The sequence below is a fragment of the Desulfosporosinus sp. FKB genome (assembly GCF_002196705.1).
GTDB lineage: Bacteria > Bacillota > Desulfitobacteriia > Desulfitobacteriales > Desulfitobacteriaceae > Desulfosporosinus.
Map to the genome: position 1 here is coordinate 423,649 of NZ_NADJ01000038.1, position 22,002 is coordinate 445,650.

Annotated in this window: 23 protein-coding genes and 1 tRNA gene; 7 read left to right on the forward strand and 17 right to left on the reverse strand. The window is 41.2% G+C overall.

Going from position 1 to position 22,002, the window contains the following annotated elements:
• The 3 genes from B5Y67_RS18595 to B5Y67_RS18605 all read right to left on the reverse strand — a co-directional run bounded on the left by B5Y67_RS18595 (position 1) and on the right by B5Y67_RS18605 (position 2,518).
• The gene (locus B5Y67_RS18595) at positions 1 to 978 is read right to left on the reverse strand and encodes a DnaA/Hda family protein (RefSeq protein ID WP_088227895.1); all 978 of its coding nucleotides are present in this window, start codon (positions 976 to 978) and stop codon (positions 1 to 3) included.
• 78 nt (positions 979 to 1,056) lie between these two features.
• Positions 1,057 to 1,956, reverse strand: coding sequence for a selenium metabolism-associated LysR family transcriptional regulator (locus B5Y67_RS18600; protein ID WP_088227896.1), 900 nt, complete (start codon positions 1,954 to 1,956; stop codon positions 1,057 to 1,059).
• A 40-nt stretch (positions 1,957 to 1,996) separates the two neighbouring features.
• Complete coding sequence (locus tag B5Y67_RS18605) at positions 1,997 to 2,518, reverse strand: peptidylprolyl isomerase (protein ID WP_242976031.1); 522 nt, start codon at positions 2,516 to 2,518, stop codon at positions 1,997 to 1,999.
• A gap of 162 nt (positions 2,519 to 2,680) precedes the next feature.
• On the opposite strand from B5Y67_RS18605, the gene B5Y67_RS18610 reads away from it, so the two are divergent.
• The 4 genes from B5Y67_RS18610 to B5Y67_RS18625 all read left to right on the forward strand — a co-directional run bounded on the left by B5Y67_RS18610 (position 2,681) and on the right by B5Y67_RS18625 (position 5,854).
• A complete protein-coding gene (locus B5Y67_RS18610; RefSeq protein ID WP_088227897.1) occupies positions 2,681 to 3,586 on the forward strand; it encodes a metal ABC transporter substrate-binding protein in 906 nt (301 codons plus the stop codon).
• 22 nt (positions 3,587 to 3,608) lie between these two features.
• Positions 3,609 to 4,412, forward strand: coding sequence for a metal ABC transporter ATP-binding protein (locus B5Y67_RS18615; protein ID WP_088227898.1), 804 nt, complete (start codon positions 3,609 to 3,611; stop codon positions 4,410 to 4,412).
• On the forward strand, positions 4,397 to 5,254 hold the full coding sequence (locus tag B5Y67_RS18620) for a metal ABC transporter permease (RefSeq protein WP_088227899.1): 858 nt from the start codon (positions 4,397 to 4,399) through the stop codon (positions 5,252 to 5,254). The genes B5Y67_RS18615 and B5Y67_RS18620 overlap by 16 nt, the downstream gene beginning before the upstream one ends.
• A 141-nt stretch (positions 5,255 to 5,395) precedes the next feature.
• On the forward strand, positions 5,396 to 5,854 hold the full coding sequence (locus B5Y67_RS18625; protein WP_088227900.1) for a Fur family transcriptional regulator: 459 nt from the start codon (positions 5,396 to 5,398) through the stop codon (positions 5,852 to 5,854).
• Here B5Y67_RS18625 and B5Y67_RS18630 read toward each other — a convergent pair.
• The 10 genes from B5Y67_RS18630 to B5Y67_RS18675 form a co-directional block, all read right to left on the reverse strand.
• A complete protein-coding gene (locus B5Y67_RS18630; protein WP_088227901.1) occupies positions 5,843 to 6,457 on the reverse strand; it encodes a DedA family protein in 615 nt (204 codons plus the stop codon). The genes B5Y67_RS18625 and B5Y67_RS18630 overlap by 12 nt on opposite strands.
• A 76-nt stretch (positions 6,458 to 6,533) precedes the next feature.
• On the reverse strand, positions 6,534 to 7,142 hold the full coding sequence (locus tag B5Y67_RS18635; RefSeq protein ID WP_242976032.1) for a DedA family protein: 609 nt from the start codon (positions 7,140 to 7,142) through the stop codon (positions 6,534 to 6,536).
• A 163-nt stretch (positions 7,143 to 7,305) separates the two neighbouring features.
• On the reverse strand, positions 7,306 to 8,808 hold the full coding sequence (locus B5Y67_RS18640; protein WP_088227903.1) for a SpoVR family protein: 1,503 nt from the start codon (positions 8,806 to 8,808) through the stop codon (positions 7,306 to 7,308).
• A 33-nt stretch (positions 8,809 to 8,841) separates the two neighbouring features.
• Positions 8,842 to 9,978 carry a sporulation protein YhbH gene (gene yhbH / locus B5Y67_RS18645; protein WP_088227904.1) on the reverse strand — a complete coding sequence of 379 codons (1,137 nt, stop codon included), beginning with the start codon at positions 9,976 to 9,978 and terminating at the stop codon, positions 8,842 to 8,844.
• A gap of 23 nt (positions 9,979 to 10,001) precedes the next feature.
• Positions 10,002 to 11,903: a PrkA family serine protein kinase gene (locus B5Y67_RS18650; protein WP_088227905.1), complete on the reverse strand. Its 1,902-nt coding sequence runs from the start codon at positions 11,901 to 11,903 to the stop codon at positions 10,002 to 10,004.
• A 155-nt stretch (positions 11,904 to 12,058) separates the two neighbouring features.
• Positions 12,059 to 12,262 carry a hypothetical protein gene (locus tag B5Y67_RS18655; protein ID WP_242976040.1) on the reverse strand — a complete coding sequence of 68 codons (204 nt, stop codon included), beginning with the start codon at positions 12,260 to 12,262 and terminating at the stop codon, positions 12,059 to 12,061.
• Positions 12,263 to 12,568: 306 nt separating this feature from the next.
• Positions 12,569 to 13,897: a type I glutamate--ammonia ligase gene (glnA, locus tag B5Y67_RS18660; protein WP_088227907.1), complete on the reverse strand. Its 1,329-nt coding sequence runs from the start codon at positions 13,895 to 13,897 to the stop codon at positions 12,569 to 12,571.
• 138 nt (positions 13,898 to 14,035) lie between these two features.
• A complete protein-coding gene (gene cobO, locus B5Y67_RS18665) occupies positions 14,036 to 14,569 on the reverse strand; it encodes a cob(I)yrinic acid a,c-diamide adenosyltransferase (RefSeq protein ID WP_088227908.1) in 534 nt (177 codons plus the stop codon).
• Complete coding sequence (locus B5Y67_RS18670; RefSeq protein WP_088227909.1) at positions 14,569 to 15,099, reverse strand: hypothetical protein; 531 nt, start codon at positions 15,097 to 15,099, stop codon at positions 14,569 to 14,571. Before B5Y67_RS18670 ends, cobO begins: the two co-directional genes overlap by 1 nt.
• 101 nt (positions 15,100 to 15,200) lie before the next feature.
• Entirely contained in the window at positions 15,201 to 16,469 is a 1,269-nt protein-coding gene (locus tag B5Y67_RS18675; RefSeq protein ID WP_088227910.1) for a tetratricopeptide repeat protein, read from the reverse strand.
• A 165-nt stretch (positions 16,470 to 16,634) separates the two neighbouring features.
• On the opposite strand from B5Y67_RS18675, the gene B5Y67_RS18680 reads away from it, so the two are divergent.
• Complete coding sequence (locus tag B5Y67_RS18680; protein ID WP_088227911.1) at positions 16,635 to 16,895, forward strand: hypothetical protein; 261 nt, start codon at positions 16,635 to 16,637, stop codon at positions 16,893 to 16,895.
• A 107-nt stretch (positions 16,896 to 17,002) separates the two neighbouring features.
• Positions 17,003 to 17,788, forward strand: coding sequence for a polysaccharide deacetylase family protein (locus tag B5Y67_RS18685; protein ID WP_088227912.1), 786 nt, complete (start codon positions 17,003 to 17,005; stop codon positions 17,786 to 17,788).
• Positions 17,789 to 17,791: 3 nt separating this feature from the next.
• On the opposite strand, the gene B5Y67_RS18690 is transcribed toward B5Y67_RS18685, so the two are convergent.
• Both B5Y67_RS18690 and B5Y67_RS18695 read right to left on the reverse strand, forming a co-directional pair.
• Positions 17,792 to 18,793: a hypothetical protein gene (locus B5Y67_RS18690; RefSeq protein ID WP_088227913.1), complete on the reverse strand. Its 1,002-nt coding sequence runs from the start codon at positions 18,791 to 18,793 to the stop codon at positions 17,792 to 17,794.
• A 31-nt stretch (positions 18,794 to 18,824) separates the two neighbouring features.
• On the reverse strand, positions 18,825 to 19,694 hold the full coding sequence (locus tag B5Y67_RS18695; RefSeq protein ID WP_088227914.1) for a YitT family protein: 870 nt from the start codon (positions 19,692 to 19,694) through the stop codon (positions 18,825 to 18,827).
• A 151-nt stretch (positions 19,695 to 19,845) separates the two neighbouring features.
• Between B5Y67_RS18695 and B5Y67_RS18700 the strand changes: the two genes are divergently transcribed.
• A tRNA-Arg gene (locus B5Y67_RS18700) sits at positions 19,846 to 19,921 on the forward strand.
• 45 nt (positions 19,922 to 19,966) lie between these two features.
• Here B5Y67_RS18700 and B5Y67_RS18705 read toward each other — a convergent pair.
• Both B5Y67_RS18705 and B5Y67_RS18710 read right to left on the reverse strand, forming a co-directional pair.
• Entirely contained in the window at positions 19,967 to 20,641 is a 675-nt protein-coding gene (locus B5Y67_RS18705) for a deoxynucleoside kinase (RefSeq protein ID WP_088227915.1), read from the reverse strand.
• 71 nt (positions 20,642 to 20,712) lie between these two features.
• Positions 20,713 to 21,306, reverse strand: a complete 594-nt coding sequence (locus B5Y67_RS18710) for an NnrU family protein (RefSeq protein WP_242976033.1) — start codon at positions 21,304 to 21,306, stop codon at positions 20,713 to 20,715.
• Between the last annotated feature and the right edge of the window lie 696 nt (positions 21,307 to 22,002).

Genomic DNA, 22,002 nt, shown 5'->3' on the forward strand with positions numbered 1-22,002 from the left:
TCACTCCTTCGCAATATCTTTAAACTTATTTTTTATTTCTTGATAGCGGTTAAATAATTCCTGATCCTCAAGCAACTTTTCTTCCATTTTCTTATAGGCCGTAATAATGGTAGAATGCCGCCGCTTAAAATATGAAGCGATGGCTGGATATGAGAGCTTGCAAAGGGTTCGCATCGCATAAATTGCTAATTGCCTGGCCTCGTTGACAGAAGACTTCTGAGTTGAGCTAATAATTTCCTCAAGAGTAAAACCCATGACTTGAGCCGTTGCCCACAGGATGTTTATTGGGCTTATCTCTTGACTCTGTTTCCTGACCTCCTCTTGCCAATAGGATAGAAAGCATTGCTTACTAAGTTCATCGTTATGATATTCCGCATATTCCAAAAACCTATGAAGGACTTTTTGCGCCTCGGTGAGACCTTCTGTTCGCTGGGCAATCATTTCTGGAATTACGGGATCCATTGAAAGCAATAAGCGATGTGAGTATTCTTCCACAAAACCTTCCACCTCATAGCCCTGAGGCTTATTGATGGGGATGACAATTCCGCTTAGTAAACGCGACGTCAAACGGTCTCCTAAAAAGTTCAGATTCAGCATATCAGTTTCCAAAACCGCTACCATCTTACCTCCTCTTTGAACGATGTTTTCATAAGTAAAAAGAATTTCTTCAATCGTCTGCTTTTTTCCGGCTAAACATTGCAAATCGTCCAAAAGCAGCAAGGATGCAGCGCGATAGTATTGGCGAAACCGGGGGAGCTTACTTTCCTGTGCAGCAAAAGCATATTGACGGGAAAAGGATGTAGAATCGATTAAAATACTCCCCTCTTTTTTCCTGTTTTGATTAAGGAAATTTAAAAGGGAAGACTTGCCAACACCCGGCGGCCCGTAAATAAGCGTCATGCTTGGCGCAGTTTCGAGTTCGTAATGCTTCATGAAACGCCACGCCTTTATATTAAAATCGCTTAAAAACCAGTTCAAGCGATCCTCTCCTTTTTTATCATCGATATTAAAATGTCATTGTTAGCCTATGCTGGAAATTCAATGTCCATTCCCAAGTTATTTAGGGTCTAGCCTTTGAAGGGAAAGGTAACGATAACACTCTTCGGCTATATATGATAGTGATTTATTACGGCGGGTTAAAAGATAAAAACCACGTTCCAGACTCAAATCCTTGACAGATAATTCAACCAAACCTGATTTTTCGCCTTGTTCAATGGCATGCCTTGATAAAAATGAATAGCCCAATCCAGATCGAACAGAGTTTTTAACGCCTTCCGTGCTGCCAACTTCCAGAACGATATTGAAATCATGCAAATCAAAACCGTGTTTAGCGAGAGCCTCTTCAAAAGCACGGCGATGTCCAGATCCATTCTCTCTGATCACCATTGGATAAGATTTGAGTGTTTGAAGATCAGTGCTCTTCTTTGAATGTAACGGATGATCCCTGGAAACAAGTATGACCAGTTCATCTTTAAGCCAATATTCAGACGTTAATTTTTCAGTATCGAAGACCGCGCCTACAACAGCAAAGTCTACCTCGTGGTTTAAAACTTTCTCAGCGATCTCCAGACTATCTCCAATCGTTAATTTAAAGGTTATATCAGGATAGGACCTGCGGAAATTTGCTAAGTACGTTGGCAGTAAATATTCACCTGGGACATTAGAAGCTCCGATATGTAGTTTCCCACTCATAATTCGTTCGGAATTTCCAATTTCTTCTATCAATTCTGTCCAAGATTCCAGCATATGTTTTGAATGGCGATAAAATAGTTCTCCCTCTTGAGTTAGGACAAAGCCTTTCCCTTTGCGATTGATGAGTTTGACACCGCCTAATTTCTCTTCGAGGGCTCGCATTTGATTCGAAACAGCAGGCTGACTAATCTCTAATTTCCGAGCAACAACCGTGAAGCTCTCCTCTTCAACCACTTGAACAAATAAACGCATTAGATCGAACATAACTATCTCCTCTTAGAGGGAAAAAGAGGGCATAGCCCTCCTATTCCGCGTTATTGGTCACTTTCTTCATTCGTTGGTCTTCAAGAGGTTTATCGGCACGGTCTCTTGACACATTAACAATTCGGTCAACTTCCTCAAGGCCCTCAACAACCTTTCCAAAAGAAGCGTATTGTCCGTCTAAATGACTTGAGGTCTTGACCACAATGAAGAACTGGGAACTGGCTGAATTAGGATTGGCAGTTCGAGCCATGGATATAACACCACGTTCATGCTTTAAATCATTCCTAAATCCATTGCCCGTAAACTCCCCTCGAATTGTCTGTTTGCTTCCGCCCATGCCTGTGCCATTGGGGTCTCCGCCTTGAATCATAAACCCGGGAATAACTCTATGGAAAATAAGGCCATCATAAAATCCTTGCGCTACAAGAGTTATAAAGTTCTTGACCGTTTCCGGTGCTATTTCCGGAAATAGTTCAATCTTAATAGTATTACCGTTTTCCATTTCAATAGTAACCATCGGATTTTTAGTTTGTTCTAAATCTTGTGTACTTTCATTTGCCACGAGAGCAGCCTCCTTTATGTTTATCCTTTAAATTATACCACTTGAGTTAATTTTAGCCTAATCCTCAAAGAAATAACCTCGGGGGAGCGATAAAAATTGACATTTCTAAGATCATATATTACACTCCTTATTGAAACAATATTACATTAAGGAGTGTGTCCCATGTCTCCCAAACCTATCTACGTCTTTTGGACTATCGTACTTGTTTCTTTATTACTAGTCAGTGGCTGCAGTACACAGGCTCCAGCGGTTTCGACCCAGCCTAAAACGGTGGTTACTAGTATCTCTCCTATTGCGGATCTTATCAAACAGGTGGCGGGCGATAAAGTTAACGTCATTAATTTAGTGCCTGCCGGGAGCGATCCTCATGAATTCGAGCCTAAACCCTCAGACGTTCGGCAAGTTGCTGCTTCCAGCATCTTCTTCGCTAATGGTCTAGGTGAAGAAGTGTATTTAAATAAAGTGATTTCCAATGCCGGTAATCCCAACCTCCGTACAGTTGTGCTGTCAAATGGCCTAACCATATTAGGCAAAGATCAGGGAGGAGAAGGCAATCCCCATCTCTGGCTCGATGTGCAAAATGCCAAACAGTATGTTGAAACAATTCGTGATCAATTATCTCAGACTTATCCGGAAGATAAGCAGTACTTTACTCAAAACGCTGCAGCGTATCTTACGAAATTGACGGAGCTTGATCAATGGATTCGCTCCCAAGTTTCCAGTCTTCCGCCAGAATCACGAAAGATGGTCGTCTTGCACGATGCCTGGAGTTATTATGCCAAACAATACGGCTTAACTTTCGTTCAGCCTTTACTGCATACCGGCGAAGCCGAACCCTCGGCTAAAGAGTACGCTGATTTAATCCAACTTATCCATGCACAAAAGATTCATGCCGTATTCAGCGAAGCAGGTTTTAATCCGAAGTTAGCGCAACAGTTAGCCTCAGAAACTGGTGTGAAATTTATCGACAATCTTCATGATGATACCTTAGGGGATACCCCGGACTCTAATTCCTATATTGCGATGATGAAAACGAATACCACAGTCATCGTTTCTGCTTTAAAATAACGTAGAGAGTAGGCCTAAAACCATGTCTGATAGTTTTGTCATAGAATTTGATCACTTTAGCCTCAAGTACGGCGATCGGCAAGTCCTTAAGGATATTCATCTGCGCATCCCTAAAGGATCCTGTATCGGAATCATTGGGCCTAACGGATCTGGAAAAACGTCTCTTATCCGCAGTATCGTTGGCCTCAACAAACCTTATCAGGGAGCAGTCCGCGTCTTTGGCGAACGACCTCAGCGCTCCTGGCGCCGCCGGCACCAAATCGGATATGTACCCCAGCTCAAATCCATCAACAAAGAATTCCCTATTTCCGTCTATGAAGTAGTCATGTTAGGCCGTGTCGGACGTCTCGGGCCTTTACATTTTCCCAGAAAAGGAGACCATCAAGTTGTTCAGGAATCCCTCAAACGCGTTAAAATGTTGGAAATTGCTGATCGTCCAATTGGCCAGCTCTCGGGGGGGCAACAACAACGAGTATTTATAGCCCGTGCTCTGGCCCAAGAATCAAAACTTTTGCTATTAGACGAACCTGCAACAGGACTCGATATTCCAACCCAGCAAAGTATTTACGAACTGCTCGAACAGCTTCACGAAGATGGAATAACAACCCTAACCACCACTCATGATCTCTTAGCTTTGGATTTTCACCACTTTGGCCGAATTCTTTGCTTAAATGAGCAAGTTATTGCCTTCGGACCACCTGAAAAAGTCCTGACACCAGCAATATTAACCCAAACATTTTCTGGACTTCCTTGGCCCCATCAACTCGTCGATGAGGATTCTCGTCTTTCGATTAAGGAGGATTCTATTTCATGCACTTGCTCTTAGACCCCCTTCATTATGCTTTTATGCAAAACGCTTTTATTGGGACTGTGGCAATTGGTATATTATGTGCAGTCATCGGAAGTTTTGTTGTCTTACTGCGTCTAGCTTTCATTGGCGAAGGATTAGCCCACGGCTCTCTTGCAGGCTTGGCCATAGGTTACCTTCTAAATTGGGATCTCTACCTTGCTGCCAATTTTTATACGGTTGGTCTGGCGCTGCTCATCGGATTTGTCCATGCAAAAGCTAAGGTCACGCTAGATACAGCCATCGGCATTATTTTCTCAACCTCAATGGCTTTAGGAATTGCTTTAATTAGCAGTATGAAATTTTACACAACGGATCTTACAGGATATCTCTTTGGTTCTGTTTTGGCCATCACGCCTTTTGACTTAAGAATAATATTAGGGGCATCCGTTCTTATCCTGTTAATTATAATTCTATTCTTTAAAGAATTTGTCTTCTATGCCTTTGACCCGGAAATGGCTGAAGTTGCAGGCTTATCGCGAGGGATCCTTCATTATTCGATGCTCATCATGATCGCAATTACTGTCGTCATTGCCTCGCAGACTGTAGGGATTATATTGGTTACTGCCCTCTTAATCATTCCTGCTGCCTCAGCACAACAATGGACTCATTCCTTAAAAACACTCCTTCTGTTTGCTATTATCTTTGGTCTAACCAGTGCCGTAATTGGCCTTTATATTTCTTACTACTTCAACGTTGCCTCGGGTGCAAGTATTGCCTTAACTGCTGCAGTAGTTTTCTTAGTTAGTCTTATTTTTTCAAGGGAACGCCAACCGCTTAGGCGAAGCTTTGGGCTAAAAGAAACTATAAAGAAACTATGATACTGTCTTCGCATTTATTGGTCACTGGCGATAGCGGCAGCTTGGTTGCCCATATGCTGAGGAAAATGTGTAACCAAAGGTTATACGTTACGACAGTAAAAAAATAAGCGGCCTTAACCGCCCGAAATAGGAGATAACGATATGAACTATGAAGAAATTCTTCAATATATCCAGCAACAAGGATATCGCCTTACATCAGCTCGTAAGCACATTGTAGAAGTTCTTTGTCACAATTCCGATTATCTGGGAGCCTATGACATTCATCACATTCTAGAACAGAACGACAATCACATTGCAGTCGTTTCTATCTATCGTGTTTTGGAACTGTTGAACAGTATCGGTTTGCTGGAAAAAGAGGAATTTGGAAGCGGCGGAGAACGGTATTGTCTAAAAAACGCCGCTGAACAACATGGACATCAGCTTATTTGTACCAAATGCGGCCAAAGTAAAGAGTTAGGTGACTGTCCCATTAGGCATCTTGCTCAAACTATTGAGGCTCAAAGTGGTTACCGTATTCAAAATCACTGGCTGCGCTTTTTCGGTTTATGTCCTCACTGTCAAACTGAAGAAGATTTAAAACCGCCGCAATCAATCCTCTAAACTCGCTTTGCCTCGTTTCATACTATAGAGATAGATTACAAAGACGATCAGGGCAAGAACGATTCCACCTCTAACAAGATAACGATGCAAGATGAAGGTAATCTTCTCCCAATGCGCGCCCAAGATCCGGCCTAGAGTAATAAAGGTAAGCGCCCATAGAAAGGCCCCGGTTGCAGCTAACAATGCATAACGACCGTAATGCAGTTTGCTCATACCTGAAAAATATGCTGTAAAGTGCCGAAAACCCGGGAAGAAGTATCCTATAACAATTAAGCGATCACCAAAGCGCCGAAACCAATGTTCGGCGCTTTTAATCTTTTTTTCGTTAAAATGCAAAAAAGGTCCAACTTTCTGCAGAAAAGGGATTCCTAACCTTCGGCCAATCCAATAGCTTAAATTCATTCCCATAAAGCTGCCGAAGCCAGCAACCAAAAGCGTCTTGGCAAAGTTCATTCGGCCTAAGATCGTTTGGAAACCACTAAAAGTCATTAAAAACTCATCGGGAACAGGGATACCAATCATACCACCCATAAGCATGATAAATAAGCCGGCATAACGATAATGAAAAATTATGTTCATTACATAGTGTTCTAATTCGTGCATGCCTAGCCCCTTCCCCAGATTATCTTAATTTTCAAGCATTATGATTGATAGCCTGTGCCTGGTCGTATTTTAAAGCTTATCGTTTTTTTAGGTGTTTCCAAACCAGCAAAATAAGGATGACGACGATTGCCCCTCCCACGACAACATCAGCGCGATGAAAATAGGGCTTAAGGGCGTTCCAATTCTCGCCTAATTTTCGGCCTACATAGATCAATAAGGTACACCAAAGAAACGCTCCAATTGTCGTATAGGTTGCCATTTTGAAGGGATTCATACGGGCAATTCCTGCCGGTAAGGAAATAAATGTTCGAACAATAGGCAATACACGACCAATAAAGACTGTAATTTCACCGTTGCGTTCAAAGATCCTCTCGGTCCAGGCTAATTCTTTAGCATTGATAAAGAAGTATTTGCCATAGCGTTTTAAAAAAGGACGGCCACCCCATACGCCAACGTAATAGGCGACTAAGGCTCCAAAAAGATTTCCCAGGGTAGCGGCAATAATCGCTTGCCAAAAGCTAAAATGACCGCTAAAAACCATATATCCAGTGAAAGGAAGAATAATTTCGCTTGGCAGAGGTATACAAGCGCTTTCAATCGCCATTGCCAAAAACACTCCTGCATAGCCAAAGGAAGAAATGATATGTATGACAAACTGTCCAAGTTGAGTTATAATCGTTTCCAAATTATACCTCCTATTTACCATTAAAAAACATACCGTGGGTATTTTATCATAGACTCAAAATCTTTACCAGTTTCCTGAGAAATCATTTCCGAAAATTGACCAAAGCAGATTAAAGTTTCATCTGCTTTGGCCAGAGTATCATGTTAATTTTCATTTTGCATTACTAATTATTATCGGCTTTGTTTTTTTGCCGTCGGCTGACAAGCCCATCGCTAACTTCGAAAATATAGGGTTTTCCATCAACGACTGTTTCCAGAGCTGCGGCTTTTCCCCAAAGAAACTGGACTAAAGTCAGGGTCTTTTCAAGATAAACAACATCAAGATCCACGCCTTCATGGCAATGTTTAAGATAAAGTCCCCCTTTGCCCTCATAATCTCCCTCTTGCACAACAATACGCGGATTGCCGCCGTTAACAAGCTGCAGGACTAAATTGTCCCGAACTTTCTCCCAATCAATGTCTGTGACTTGCCAGTGGGCTCCTGCTTTGCGGAAATTAAACAAATTGAGTTCTTCCACTAATTCTTTGCTCAGATGATTGCGGATAAAGGATAGATCGTTTTCCGTCTCCCGCAGTTCGAAGAGTTCCTCCAGCGATTTCTTCTTAGCAAGACTTTCCCATATTTTTACTCCTAAATAATAGGGATTAAGCCCCATGCGTGAAGGCTGAACGACTTGACTATGCATCAAGGAAAATTCCAAAGCTTCATTCTCGGTAAGCTCGAGTTCACGCATTATTTTGGCATGCCAAAAGGTTGCCCATCCTTCATTGATAATTTTGGTTTCGATTTGAGGAAAAAAGTAAAGTGACTCTTCGCGAACAATGCTAACGATGTCCCTTTGCCATTCTTCCAAACCCGGAGAAAATTCAATGAGATAATACAAAAGGTCCTCATAATCCTGTTTCGGCTGCATCTCATGTTCTTTATCAGATAGATCTTCCCACAAATCCTCATAGGGAGTCGAGTTTCTCAGTGTTCTCGCCGCGGCCTTATTTGGCTCTCTTGTTGAAACTTTCGGCTGCTGACAATTACCGCAACTCCCGCAAGTTCCCTTTGTAGAACAGCCCTGACCTTGACAGCCCGGCCCTTGGCAAGAATGTGCTCCTTCTGTTTGCTTGTTTTTTAGAGGATAGTTTGGAGTTTTGTCTTTCTTGTAATCCGGCCCGATATGAGAACGAAAGTCAACGTGTTCTTGGATAGCCAAGACTGCATCTAAGGTAGATTCCACCTTTTCCCTGCCATACAAGCCTTCATATTCACGAATTTTTTCCGCATGGGCAGTCATTCTTTCCACCATGTCTTTTGGCGTATGGGAAAAATAATGGTTATTCTTAAAAAAATCTACATGGGCATAGACATGACCTATTACAAGTTTGTTCTGGGTTAAATGATTACCCTCCAGCAAGAACGCATAGGCAGGATTTGTATTGATGACCAGCTCATAGATCCTACTTAAGTTCAAATCGTACTGAGTTTTCATGCGATAAAATGCCTTGCCAAAGCTCCAGTGAGCAAATCGCACGGGCATGCCATAGGCTCCAAAGGTATACAAGGCCTCGGCAGGAACAATCTCAAAATTCACCGGATAGAAATCAAGTCCCATACCTCGTGCCACCTGAGCGATGTTCTGAGCTATGGCCGTTAACCTAACCATCTCTGTATCCATGCCTTCCCCCCTTATGATAACTCTTCTGGGGCCTTAAGAGAAAACGGCCTTTAAAGCATCATAAACTTCATTGCGATCACGAATCGTTACTAATCTGAGCTTTGGATCAGTAATTCGTTTTAATGTCGACATTAACGTACTGGAATAATGGGTCCTCAGAATCTCACCATATCCAACCACCTGACTCACCTCGACGAGGTTTTTCATAAGTGTTAAAGCCCGGGAATTATCCGACCCTATATTATCTCCGTCCGTGAAATGAACCGGATAGATATTGTAATGCGCTGGTGGATAGTCGCTTTCAATTAAATCCAAAGCGTATTTATACACTGAAGAACAGCGTGTTCCGCCGCTTTCTCCCCGAGTAAAGAATTCTTCTTCGGTGACTTCTTTGGCCTCCGTGTGATGGGCTAAAAATCGAATTTCCACATTTTCGTATTTAAGACGTAAAAACCTGACCATCCAAAAGAAGAAGGTACGTGAAATATACTTTTCAAATTGTCCCATGGATCCTGACGTATCCATCATCGCTAAAATGACGGCATTCGTCTCGAAATTCGGACGAGTCTCCCAGGTCTTAAATCGTAAATCCTCAGGAGTAATCTTAAGCCGTTGGTCTTTATCCTCTTTTTCTTGCAAAGCCTGTCTTTTGATACTTTCCAGAAGCGTACGTTTTTTATCGACATTGGCCATAAGCCCTTTTTTGCGGACATCATTAAATTCAGGCCGATCATGAGCAATCAACGGGCGTTTCTTATCGTCCAGATTGGGAAGCTTTAATTCAGCAAAGAGAATGTTAGCTAAATCTTCATAAGTGACTTCAGCTTCATAAATATCCTCCCCAGGGCTTTCACCTGCTCCGCTTCCCGAGGATCCTTTTCCTTTGCCTTGTTCACGCCCCAGGATATCGCCTGGGGACATTTTTTTATTTCCCTGACCCGTATGATTCTTTTTATTAAGATCATATTTAAAGCGAAACTCTTCTAAAGATCGCATAGGAATCTTTGTGCTTTTTTTACCATCGGATAAGATGATACTTTCATCGACAATTAAATCGCCGAGTTGTTGTTTTATGACTTCTTCAACTTTTTCCTTGTGTCGCCTTTGATCCAAATACCCTTTACGATGCAAACCCCAGTCATCATGGTTTACAATAATGTCCTCCGCCATGTTATCCCTCCTCTGATTTATTTCTAGCGGTTCAGGAGGGCCCCGACATATTTTACAATTTGATTAGCACAAATTGGACAGTATCCATGCTCATTGATAAGGCGATCCATGACATTATTAATTCTCTTCAGCTGTTCCTGATCAGGGTGATCAACTGAGGTTGTGATTTTTACAATATCCTTGAGATCAGCAAAAAGTTTCTTTTCGATAGCCTCTTTTAAACGCTCGTGAGACTCATAGTTGAAAGATTTTCCTTTACGAGCGTACATGGAAATTCGAATTAAGATTTCTTCACGGAAGGTCTTCTTGGCATTTTCTGTGACACCGATTTGCTCTTCAATGCTCCGCATTAACTGCTCATCAGGAGGTAATTCTTCACCTGTCATGGGATCCAACAATTTCGTAGAATTACAAAACGCTTCTACATTATCAAGATAATTGTTTAAAAGGGATTTTGCCGATTCCTCATAGGCAAAGACAAAGGCTTTCTGAACCTCTTTCTTAGCCATTTCGTCATATTCGCGTCGTGCTACTGAGATTAAATTCAAGAGATTTTCTCTCTCTTCTTTCATAATTGACGTATGCTGGGATAACCCGTCCTTCAATGCTCTGAGAATGTCCAAAGCATTGATACAGGCACGTTCGTCTCGGATCAGGGCCGTTGAGATGCGATTAATGACATAGCGGGGATCAACGCCGCTCATTCCTTCCCCTTGTTCCTCTCCTTCCAACATGAGTTCCTTAATATCCTTTTGATTGAATCCTTCAACATCTTCACCATCATAGATTCTCATTTTTTTGACGAGATCCATTCCCTGTTTTTTAGAAAGCTTCAGTCGGGACAGAACTCCGAAGACAGAGGTGGCCCAGAGACTATGGGGGGCAATGTGGACATTTTTAATATCGCTCTGGCTGATTAATTTTTCATATATTTTGATTTCGTCGCTCACTCTGAGGTTATAGGGAATTTGCATAACAATGATTCTGGATTGTAAGGCCTCATTTTTCTTATTAGCGACAAAAGTTCGATACTCGTTCTCGTTAGTATGAGCAACTACCAGCTCATCAGCTGATATTAAAGCAAACCTCCCGGCTTTGAAATTCCCTTCTTGCGATAAACTTAAAAGATTCCAAAGAAACTTCTCGTCCGATTTCAGCATCTCCTGGAATTCCATTAAACCCCTGTTGGCTTTATTCAATTCTCCGTCAAAACGGTAGGCTCGAGGATCGGATTCCGAACCATATTCTGTAATCGAAGAAAAATCAATGCTGCCAGTTAAGTCAGCGATGTCTTGCGACTTGGGGTCTGAAGGAGTAAAGGTGCCGATTCCCACTCTCTGTTCTTCAGAAAAGAGAATCCGCTTGACAGGAAAACGTTCCACTTCTCCTTTAAATTCTTCATCCAAACGCAAACGACAAACGGGACAGAGATTTCCTTCAATCCGGATGCCATACTTTTCCTCAAATTGAGGCCTCAACGATAAGGGCAACAAATGCAAAGGGTCTTCGTGCATAGGGCAGCCGTCAATGGCATAAACTGCACCTTCTTCAGTTCTCGTGAATTCTTCTATTCCCCGTTTCAATAAGCTTACAATCGTTGACTTGCCACCACTTACAGGGCCCATAAGCAATAAAATCCGTTTCCGCACATCTAAACGTTTGGCAGCACTATGAAAATATTCCTCAATAAGGCGTTCCAATGTCTTATCTAACCCAAAGAGTTCTTTGTCAAAAAAATGATATTTCTTTAGATCACCCTTTGTTTCCACACCTGCGGCTTTGATCATCGCATATATTCGCGCATGCGCATGCATCGCTAAATTTGGATTTTTAACAACCATTTGCAAGTAATCCGCAAAGGTTCCCTTCCATTCCAATGAAGCCTCTATCTCTCGATATTCACGTAACCAATTAATAACTTCCATTATTTGCCCTCCCTTCTCCAATCAATCAGTGACGGATATATATAAGTATATGCCTTGTCGCCCTAGATAAGGCATATACTTATAAACTTCTTTTATCAAGAAAACTAAGAACACCCAAAAAGCGGTGTTCTCATTCATCGGGCAATTATAAAATTTCAATTGATTTTCTCCAAATCCCACGGATCATACGCAAACTCACCCGGCAGAATGTCTAAACGTGCTACTACATACTCCCCGATCTCGTCACGATCGATCCGTACAACAGTCCCTAGGCAGCGATTACTTGTTGTAACTCGATCTCCAACTTTAAACTTACGTTGAGCCCGAAAGGAAGAGCGAGATACCGAATCATTATTTATTGAAAACACATCGTTGTCCTCCTTCTTAAATCACATTATTTTACTTAATATTAGCAAGTAAAAAACAGAGATTCTAGATAAATATTTAAGAATATTTTGAATTGTATCTTGTGATTTTTTTAATAAAGTATATGCTCATACGTTAAATCATTTTCATGACATTATTATTTTGTTTTTTGATTAAGAAGGCCTCTGGCAAGACGGCAGGTTAGCTGCACTATAGAGGAAAGTACAACTGAAGGGTAACTTTGCGGATTGTATAAAAAAAATCCGCATCAAGTGCGGATCTTTTTAGGCAATCATTTCTTAATATAAGGCTAAATAACGATCTAATTCCCATTGAGATACTGTGACTCGAAAACTGTCCCATTCTTCCATCTTCGCTTCATAAAAACGATGATAGATATGACTTCCTAAAGCTTCTTGTATAACTGGCGCTTGAGCCAATTCATCCAAAGCCTCTTTCAAACTGCCTGGCAAGGAACCAATATTGTGATTGGCACGTTCTTCATTTGTCATGGCGAAAATATTCATGTCAACAGCAGGAGGCGGAGTAAGTTTGTTTTTAATTCCGTCCAGTCCGGCTTTTAATTGAACAGCGAGTGCTAAGTAAGGGTTGCAGGAAGGGTCGGGACTTCTTAATTCAATGCGGGTCGAAGCTCCTCTTTTCGCGGGGATCCGGATCAAAGGACTTCTGTTCCGTCCGGACCAGGCTATATAACAAGGGGCTTCATAACCGGGAACAAGTCGTTTATACGAATTAACCGTCGGGTTCGTTATGGCAGTAAAGGAGCGGGCATGTTTTATCAGTCCGGCAACATATTGATAGGCAATTTCGGAAAGTTCAAGGGGATCATTAGTATCATAAAAGGCATTTTTCCCGTCTTTGAATAAGGATTGATTACTGTGCATCCCCGAACCATTGATCCCAAAAATGGGTTTGGGCATAAAGGTAGCATGTAAGCCATGGTGTTGGGCTATTGTACGAACTACAAAGCGAAAGGTCGCAATCTTGTCAGCAATATCCAAAGCATCCGCATACTTGAAATCAATTTCATGTTGTCCGGGGGCAACTTCATGATGCGAAGCTTCAATTTCATAACCCATCTGTTCTAAGGTCAGAACCATATCCCGCCGAGCATTTTCCCCTAAATCGACGGGTGTTAAGTCAAAATATCCCGCCTTGTCATGAGTAACCGTTGTCGGCCGCCCTTCCGGATCTGTATGGAAAAGAAAAAACTCCAACTCCGGACCCACATTTAAGGTATAACCAAGATCTGCTGCCTCCTTTAAAGCCTTTTTTAGAGCGCTTCTCGGGCAGCCTCCGAAAGAGGTTCCGTCTGGATTATAGACGTCGCAGATAAGACGAGCAACTGCTCCTTCTTTGGGGCGCCAAGGAAATACGACAAAGGTATTAGGATCCGGCCGTAAATACATATCAGATTCTTCAATCCGTGCAAACCCTTCAATCGAAGACCCATCAAACATCAGTTGTCCATCTAGCGCTTTCTCCAATTGTTCTATGGTAATAGCCACATTTTTAAGAATTCCAAAGATATCCGTAAATTGTAAGCGAATAAACTTAACCCCTTTTTCCTGAGCTTCACGAAGGACATCATCATTAGTCATGATCATAGTGAATCTCTCCTTTCAAGTTTTCCAAACGATAAACGTCCATGCTCTAACCCTATTCGGTTTTGCATGGACGGCTTTGTCCTACACTTATTTTCTAGTATACTCAGTGTTTCCTTTATTTACAATGCCCGGACAACTTTAATATTCAATCCCCTTGCGGGCCATTATTCCTTGGTCAAACGGATGCTTCTTTTGAACCATTTCAGTTACCAGGTCCGCCCTGGCAATTAAACGTTCTGAAGCATTACGGCCGGTCAATACTAACTCTACATGATCCGGTTTAGAATTCAAAACGTCGAGAACGTCCTGTTCCGCTAAGAGGTCAAACCATACGGCATTAATGATCTCATCGAGAATAACGATATCCCACTCCCCTGAAGAAACAACTTCCTGAGCTCGCTTAAATGCTTTTTGGGCTTCTTGCACATGTTCTTCCCCGGGAGTATCTTTGTATACCCACCCCTTTCCGCCAAAGTGTTCCAGTTGACATTCAGGATATAGACGGCTTAGTCCTTTCAATTCTCCGTAGTCATCGTTTCCTTTCATAAATTGAATAATATATACATTGAAGCCGTGTCCCACGGCTCGGACTGCCAGCCCAAAAGCGGCAGTCGTTTTTCCCTTGCCGTTTCCCGTGTATAGTTGAATTAATCCTTTCTCTATAGCTGACATCATTGCACCTTCCGAATCCATTTTTCTAGTTGAGGATGTACATAGACAACATTGGGCGATTTCAAGATTTCCGGAAATCTTTCCAGGGATTGTTGGTTGAACGGGATAGAGAAAAACAGTTTTATCGCTGATTTTTCATCATTCGCCCTTAACTCTACTTTATCAGGGTAGAGGTAGTAAGAATAGTTCCCATCGCGCCATCGAACCTCAAGTTCCCCAAGCTTGAGGCGAATTATACCAAACTCCTCAATTTTCACAGACTCAACGCTGGAAAAAGGCTGTCGTAAATATTCTGCTTCTAAAGCGACTTGTCCGACTTTAAACTGCAATTCCAAAAGTTGTTCAATGATCAATCGTGCTGGTATGGATATATCTTCAAAGGCCCTGCGCTCGCTAAGCAACTCCTCAAGAAGAAGCTCAAATTTTCGCACATGGACAGACCGTACTTTTTGTACTTTCTTTAATGCCCTTTCAAAGCTATGATAAACATCTTCAATACATTCAAGGAGCATTGTATCTTCCTCACGCATAGATTCCCCTCCTATCCATATCGCTATACCAGAAAGTGCTTATCTCTATTTTATCTGAACTGGCTTAAATTATAAAGCTCTTTTGCGAAATTTTGGAAAGATTAAATAGTTCGTCTGCGACGAATTTTCTTTGATATTTTTTGAACCCTTATTTCTATCCAGCCTGTGGCAATTTCAGCATTCCGCCCCATTTCTAAGGCCTTCCAATAACATTCTAAAGCTTCCCTGTAATTGCGCCTCTCTTCATAAAACTCCGCTAATCGAATCATTGCATCTAAGGGGAACCCTCCTTGCATTGTTGTCTTAGCATCAGGATCATCTGGTTTACCTCCGAGGTCTTCTCCTTGTTCCTGAGTTTCTTTAAGAAGTGTCAGCGCTTCACAAACCTCTCCTATATGTGATTGTTCTCCCAAGGTTTCAAAGAGGCTTAAGGATTTCAGATAGTATTGTTCTGCCCTTGAATAATCCATAGTTAAATGGAGCAGATTGGCCAAGTTTTGATAGCGAAGGGCCATTTCGAAGTCTTGCTCCGGATAATGGCGGATAGAAAGATCCAGATAGTATTTTGCCTCCTCCAGCAAATTTATGGATTGTTCAATTTTACTTAAGAAAAAACAGCTTTCACTAAAAATCTGTTTCGTGTCAAATTTTAAGCAAAGAGCAACAGCTCTTTGTTGGCATTCAAAAGCAGAGCGCATTTCATTTTGTTCGAAATATAATAACGCTAAGTATTGAAGGGCGTTCGTTAAAGCAACCACGTCGAGAATTTGGATAAAGACCCAACAAGCATGCTTTAGGTTTTGTGTTGCCTCCTCCCGTTTCTTTTGACGGAAACATAATTCTCCAATCAAAATATCCAATTCGCCCTCACCTTTAAGAAAACCATTAGCACGACAAATTTCCTGAGCCTGTTCATAAGCCTTCTTCGCTTTGTGCCAATCGGCAAGTGTGGCGTAAACTTGACCAAGGTCGGCGTACAGCATCCCGAGTCTCAAAGGAGGCGAAGTCTTTGGATAAATTGCTATAGCCTTTTCATAGTCTTGACAAGCAGCCTGAAACTTTCCCCTTTTAACAGCAACGCTGGCTAAGCCGGCCCAAGCTTCAGAGATACCCTTGGCATTTTGTAGTTCTTGGCAAATACGGAGTGCAGATTGAAACCCTTCTTCGGCTAGTTCATAAAAACCCAAACGAACTCTTGCCGTCGCTAAGAGTCGCAATGTAAAGGCAACAATCTCAGGAACTGACAATTGATCCGCCAGGATGAGCGCTTGGGAATAATAGTTTTCTGCTTTAGCATATTGTTCCTCTCCTAGGCACTGAGTACCATCCTCCATTAAGTTCCTCCAGACTGTTAATTCCACTTCGTACATATTATCCCCTCCATGTATGTTTCATAATATGCACAATTAAATTTATTGGGTATTGTAAAATCAGAAGATTTAAGGGACCCAAGGAACATTAGAGAGAACAAGCATGCAACCTAGACATAAAAGTCGAAATATGATAATCTTTTTCTAGAAGGGGGGGTTTAGACCTTGAATACTTATCGCCCATCTCAATCTTCTAATATTTGGATGACAGCAATCAAACTAGTTATACTCATTCTAGGTCTTTATGTTTCAGCTGTAGTATTGGGTAAAGTTTTCACCTGGCTATTCGCCATCACTTTTTTCCTAATACGCTTTATAGTGATTGTAGCAGCCTCTTTTTTGGTTCTTCACTTATTACTTAAGTTATTATTCAAAGTTGATTTAATTGAACAGGTGTTTGGCCGAAAAATATTTAAACATTTTTAAGAAAATCAACTCATAATAAATCGACGCCCTTATAGGGCGTTTTTTGTTTTTCACCTCATGATCTGCTGTTTAAACGAATATCTTTATCCCAAAGGAGGAATGCCAAAATGAGATTTATCATTTTTAAAAAACCATCCTGGCGTAACCTTGCTCTTTGGGGGATCTTATTGCTCGTTTTGATCACTTACCGAGAGAATGTGACCTCAGTTTTTTCCGGAAAACTGAAACCCATTTATTCGGCAACAGTCAATACCCCGTCTATAGGCCTAACCTTTGATATCAGTTGGGGAGAAAAAACCCCAGAACCAATTCTTGATATTTTGAAACAGGAAGGAGTTCACGCTACATTTTTTCTATCAAGTCCTTGGGCTGAAAAGCATCAGGCCTTAGTCCGGCGTATGGTCGCGGACGGCCACGAAATTGGGTCCCACGGAAACCGCCATATTGATCTTAACACCTTAGGATCCGGCGAAATTGAACGGGAGATATCCTCCGCTCAAGAAGTTCTAGAACGAATCTCCGATCAAAAAGTGCGGCTTATTCGCGCTCCGAATGGAGCTTATGATAATAAAGTAATTGCTGCCGCCCATAAACTCGGCTACCGAGTGATTCAATGGAGCGTTGATTCTCTCGACTGGAAACGACCCGGACCATCAGCAGTAATTAATAACGTTCTCAATGGTATACGCTCAGGGGGAGGAGCTAAAGCGGGCGACATTATTTTATTCCATGCTTCAGACTCTGCGCCTGATACCATTCAAGCCCTGCCCACAGTCATAGAACAATTAAAGCATAAAGGTTACACCCTTATGCCTGTAGGAAAACTATTGTCGGAAGCAAGTGGAACTTGGCCTCCTGAAAGTAAATTAGATAATGAACCATCTCCAAAATAAGTATCATTGTGATTCCCTGGTTAAAGATTTTAAGAGCGGGTCAACCTCTTGCCGTTTAGTTGCTTGTTCAAGAGCTTGAAGAGCGTCTGCTTTAACACTGCCATCCAGATCTCCTTGGAGGGCGATTTTCAAAAAGTTATGTCCTTCCTGGGTCCTTCCTTGTCCTAAAGCCTGGATTCCCTTAAGGTAATTAACGACGGCCTCTCCATGAGGGAGTCTTTTTAAAGCATAAAGACTTTTAGCAAAGCCCTCTTGATGATTCATCCTTAGGGCTAGCAAAGCCATTTCAGTCTCAAATAATGTTGTTTCGGCTCTCCAAGTTTGATTCTGAATTAATTTTCCAGCTTCAAAGGCTCTTGACCATTGTTCCTCCTGCAGCGCTAAATTAAACTCTGTGGATTGAACTGCCGGATTGAAAGGCTGTAAGTTCCGAGCCATTGTAAGTTCGCCATGAGCTGTCACAAAATCATTCCTATTAAGGGCCGCTTGGGCTAAGGCTAAATGCCTTAAAACCTGCTCTTGTCGAGGGATAGCCGACCAATCCCTTGTCCTTTCGCTTAATAAGATCTGGGTGCCCTCGAAATTTCCCTTTGCTAATTCCCAAAGACTTTGAGCCAGGTTTTTTTGAGTGGGGTTAACGATTCTAGTCATGATATTCTCGGCCTCAACGTTATTACCCTGCTGTAAATCGTATAAAAAAAGCCAAAAAAGATGTTTGTCGTCATTATATTTTGATAATTGAGCAATTATATCTTGATTATTTAGGTTAAGGGCCAGCCACAACTTAGCATCTTGGACAAAACCTAACGAGAAAAGAAACCTTCCAAAGACTCCAGGACTATTCAATTCCGATCTTAATCCTAAGACATCATAATTATCTATAGCTTGTTTCATGCGTCCAATTTTCCATAGAGGAGGGATAACCAGTATGGTTAAAACAATAATAACAACGATTACTCTACTCCTGCGGCAGCGACGCCATAGCTGCCGTTTATGGTTTGACAAAAATGATCTCTCCCCTATCGATGGTAGATTCTTAATGTCCCTTCCATGATGAAAAACCTTCACCTACGACTTCAGGAACCTCAGAAATAGCTACAAAAGCCACCGGATCTTGTTCGCGAACGATCTCTTTTAATTGGGACAACTCTGTACGATTAATAACACAATAGACAACCTGCTTAGAGTCTCCCGAAAAAGCACCTGTCGCTTGAAATAGTGTGACGCCGCGTTCCAGTTTGGACATAATTTCATTGGCAATCTCTTGGGGGCAAGAGGTTACCACCATTACTGACTTAGAATGGCTGAGACCTTCCTGAACTAAGTCAACTACCCGGGTCGCAATGAACATATATATCATGGCATACATGGCCATTTCTGGTTTAAATAAAATAGCCGTCATCAAAAAAATTACCGCATCAATTCCCAGTAAAATCTGACCAACACTGAAAGGCGTCGTTCTCGCAAATAAAACAGCCAAAATATCTGTCCCACCCAGAGAACCACGCGAGCGAAAAATAATCCCCATGCCGATTCCGGAAACGACTCCGCCAGAGATCGCGGCCAACAGCGTATCATGAGTTAAAGGGGGTAATTGAGTCGTCATAGAGAGAGTCAATGACAAAACAGCAACACCCAACACACTTAAAAGTAAGAATCTGCGTCCGACTAATTTAAGCCCTACGATAAAAAGAGGTATATTTAAGACCAATACAATCCAGCTCACAGGCCATTTAAACAAATAATGCAAAATAATCGCAATACCAGTAACCCCACCATCCGCTATGCGGTTAGGAATGATCAAAGTATTAATACTTGCACTCACTATTGTGGCACCGAGAATTATTCCCAAGAGGTGCTTCAATAATTGCCAAGAAAAGATTTCTTTTATCTGTTTCCAGTGCAATGAAATTCCTCATTTCTTGAATCAAATCAGTTATTTTCCTGGTAGCATTATACAGCAGACTCCTTGAGGAGACAACTTCCAGACCAAATCCTTAGCATCCAATCTTGACAAATCAGGACTAATTGGGTAAACTAAAGAAGTTTCCTCGTATGCGCTCGTAGCTCAGTGGATAGAGTGACGGTTTCCGAAGCCGGAGGTCGCAGGTTCAAATCCCGCCGGGCGCACCATAATGTATTTAAAGCCACAACCTGAGAGTTGTGGCTTTGTTTTTTCTAACCTAGCAACTGTTTGACAGTTATGTATATATCGTTATGAATTTCTTCAATACTTCTCAATTGATCGTTCGCAACACAATCAATCCTCTTCCATTCGTAATCAGCACCTATTTCACAGGCAGTATTATATGAATGTACCAAATACTCATAATTACTCTCGTGGATATCTTTATTCTTATCACCAAATTTATTTTGACGATGATTTATCAATGTTTGACTAAAGCGAGGGTGCATGTCGAGGAAAATCACACAATCCGGAACAGGCAGTTTGAACTTCTGGAACTCCAGATCTTCTAGCCAAGCAAGATAAACTTTTCTCTCCCCCTTATCCAATAGTTTAGAAGCCTGATGAACCATATTCGAGGTGGTATAGCGATCAGCCAATATAATGCCGCCTCCTAAGTAGAACTCTTCCCATTCTTTCTTATAGGATGCATACCTATCAACTGTATAAAAAGCAGAAGCAGCATAAGGGTTCACATCGTTAGGATTCCTGCCGAACTCCCCTTTCAAATACATCTTAATCAGGGCTGAGGAATCGCTCTGATAATTAGGAAATTCTACTTTTTTGATGGTATAATTTTCCGCTTTAAGCCGCTCAAATAACAATTTTGTTTGCGTTGCTTTACCTGAACCATCGCCAGCTTCAATAACAATCAGCTTTCCCTTCAAAAGAAGTCCCTCCTTAGCGTTTTTCAGACATACTCTTCCAACCAGTGAACTCGTTCAGCTAAAGCTGAAGACTATTCTACTCGTTTGGTAAATGGAATCAAAGCCGGAACTTTGTTCTGATAGATCATATACGATAAGCCAAATTGTTTAACTAGTTTCTTTTCCTCTAACTTAATACCAATTAGTATATAAATGGTTAGAATTGTATGAACTATAATGTCTATCTTTGTCGAATTCAGACTCCACATGAGTACGATCGTGGCTAGATACATCGGATGACGAACTATGCCCAATAGTCCCTTCTCAGTAATGGCCTTAGGGAGAGTGCTTTTCTCCCCTATCTCCTTTATCTGACGAATCCCAATAAACTCCAAGGGATCATAACTTAGAAAGGCCCATAAAATTATCAGACATGAGAGGATAATCAAACCAAATTGTAAAATCGTCAATGGGGGCACAAATTTTATGACGAATCTTTTGTCTAAGGATTTGGTGTATTTTTGTAACATCATAAATAGGAGTATAGAAAGCAGATTATAAAAAATCCGGTAATACGCAGAGTATCTTCCCAACAATCGACTCGCCCAATCAGAAAATCGCAAATCAATTAAGAGGCTATGAATACAGACAAATCCAACCCACATCAAAATGACAATAATATACATGATTTTCTGATTCCCCCACTGATAGACAAAGTGCCAATATAAAAGGCTGACAAAAAATTTTGTCAACCTTTGCTGACGGTCTAAATTATGTTTTGGCCCAAACATTGTCCATGAAGTATGAAGTATGAAGTATCAAACTTCCTTTCTTGATTATAAACAATTTAATTATCTTTGCAAACCACGAGGAAAATAATCAATGCATGGTAAAATGTTAAGCAAAAATGAACGCCCTTAGACGTGCAAAAGCATGTTTAAAGACGTTCATTATTCTAGATAATAGTAGAAAAATCCAATAACTATACATCAATTGTATAGACCACATGCACCTTTATTCCAGGCTTTTACTAAAAATGAAGTTCATATATTGCTTAATTTATCTTCAATAATAAGAATAATAAGATTTTAATCAGTAGCCTTAATCAAATCTATTATTTAAGCAACTAAAATAGTTCTAAGCTTAATATTCAGTTGCTTTGTAAAAAATCAGCCCATCCTTGAAAAGAAGGAAGCCATTACATTGTAATGTAATAAATTTTGGATGACTAAATTTAAATTTGGTTAGATGGTTCAATTTAAGTTTCGCACCCTGATAGGAGTTATTTCCCGGCGGAAACTTGGTCACCAGTTTGAGTTCTTGCATCTTAACTCAGACAATTCCATTGGAATTTTACTGTTTAACAAGCTTTATCAAGCATT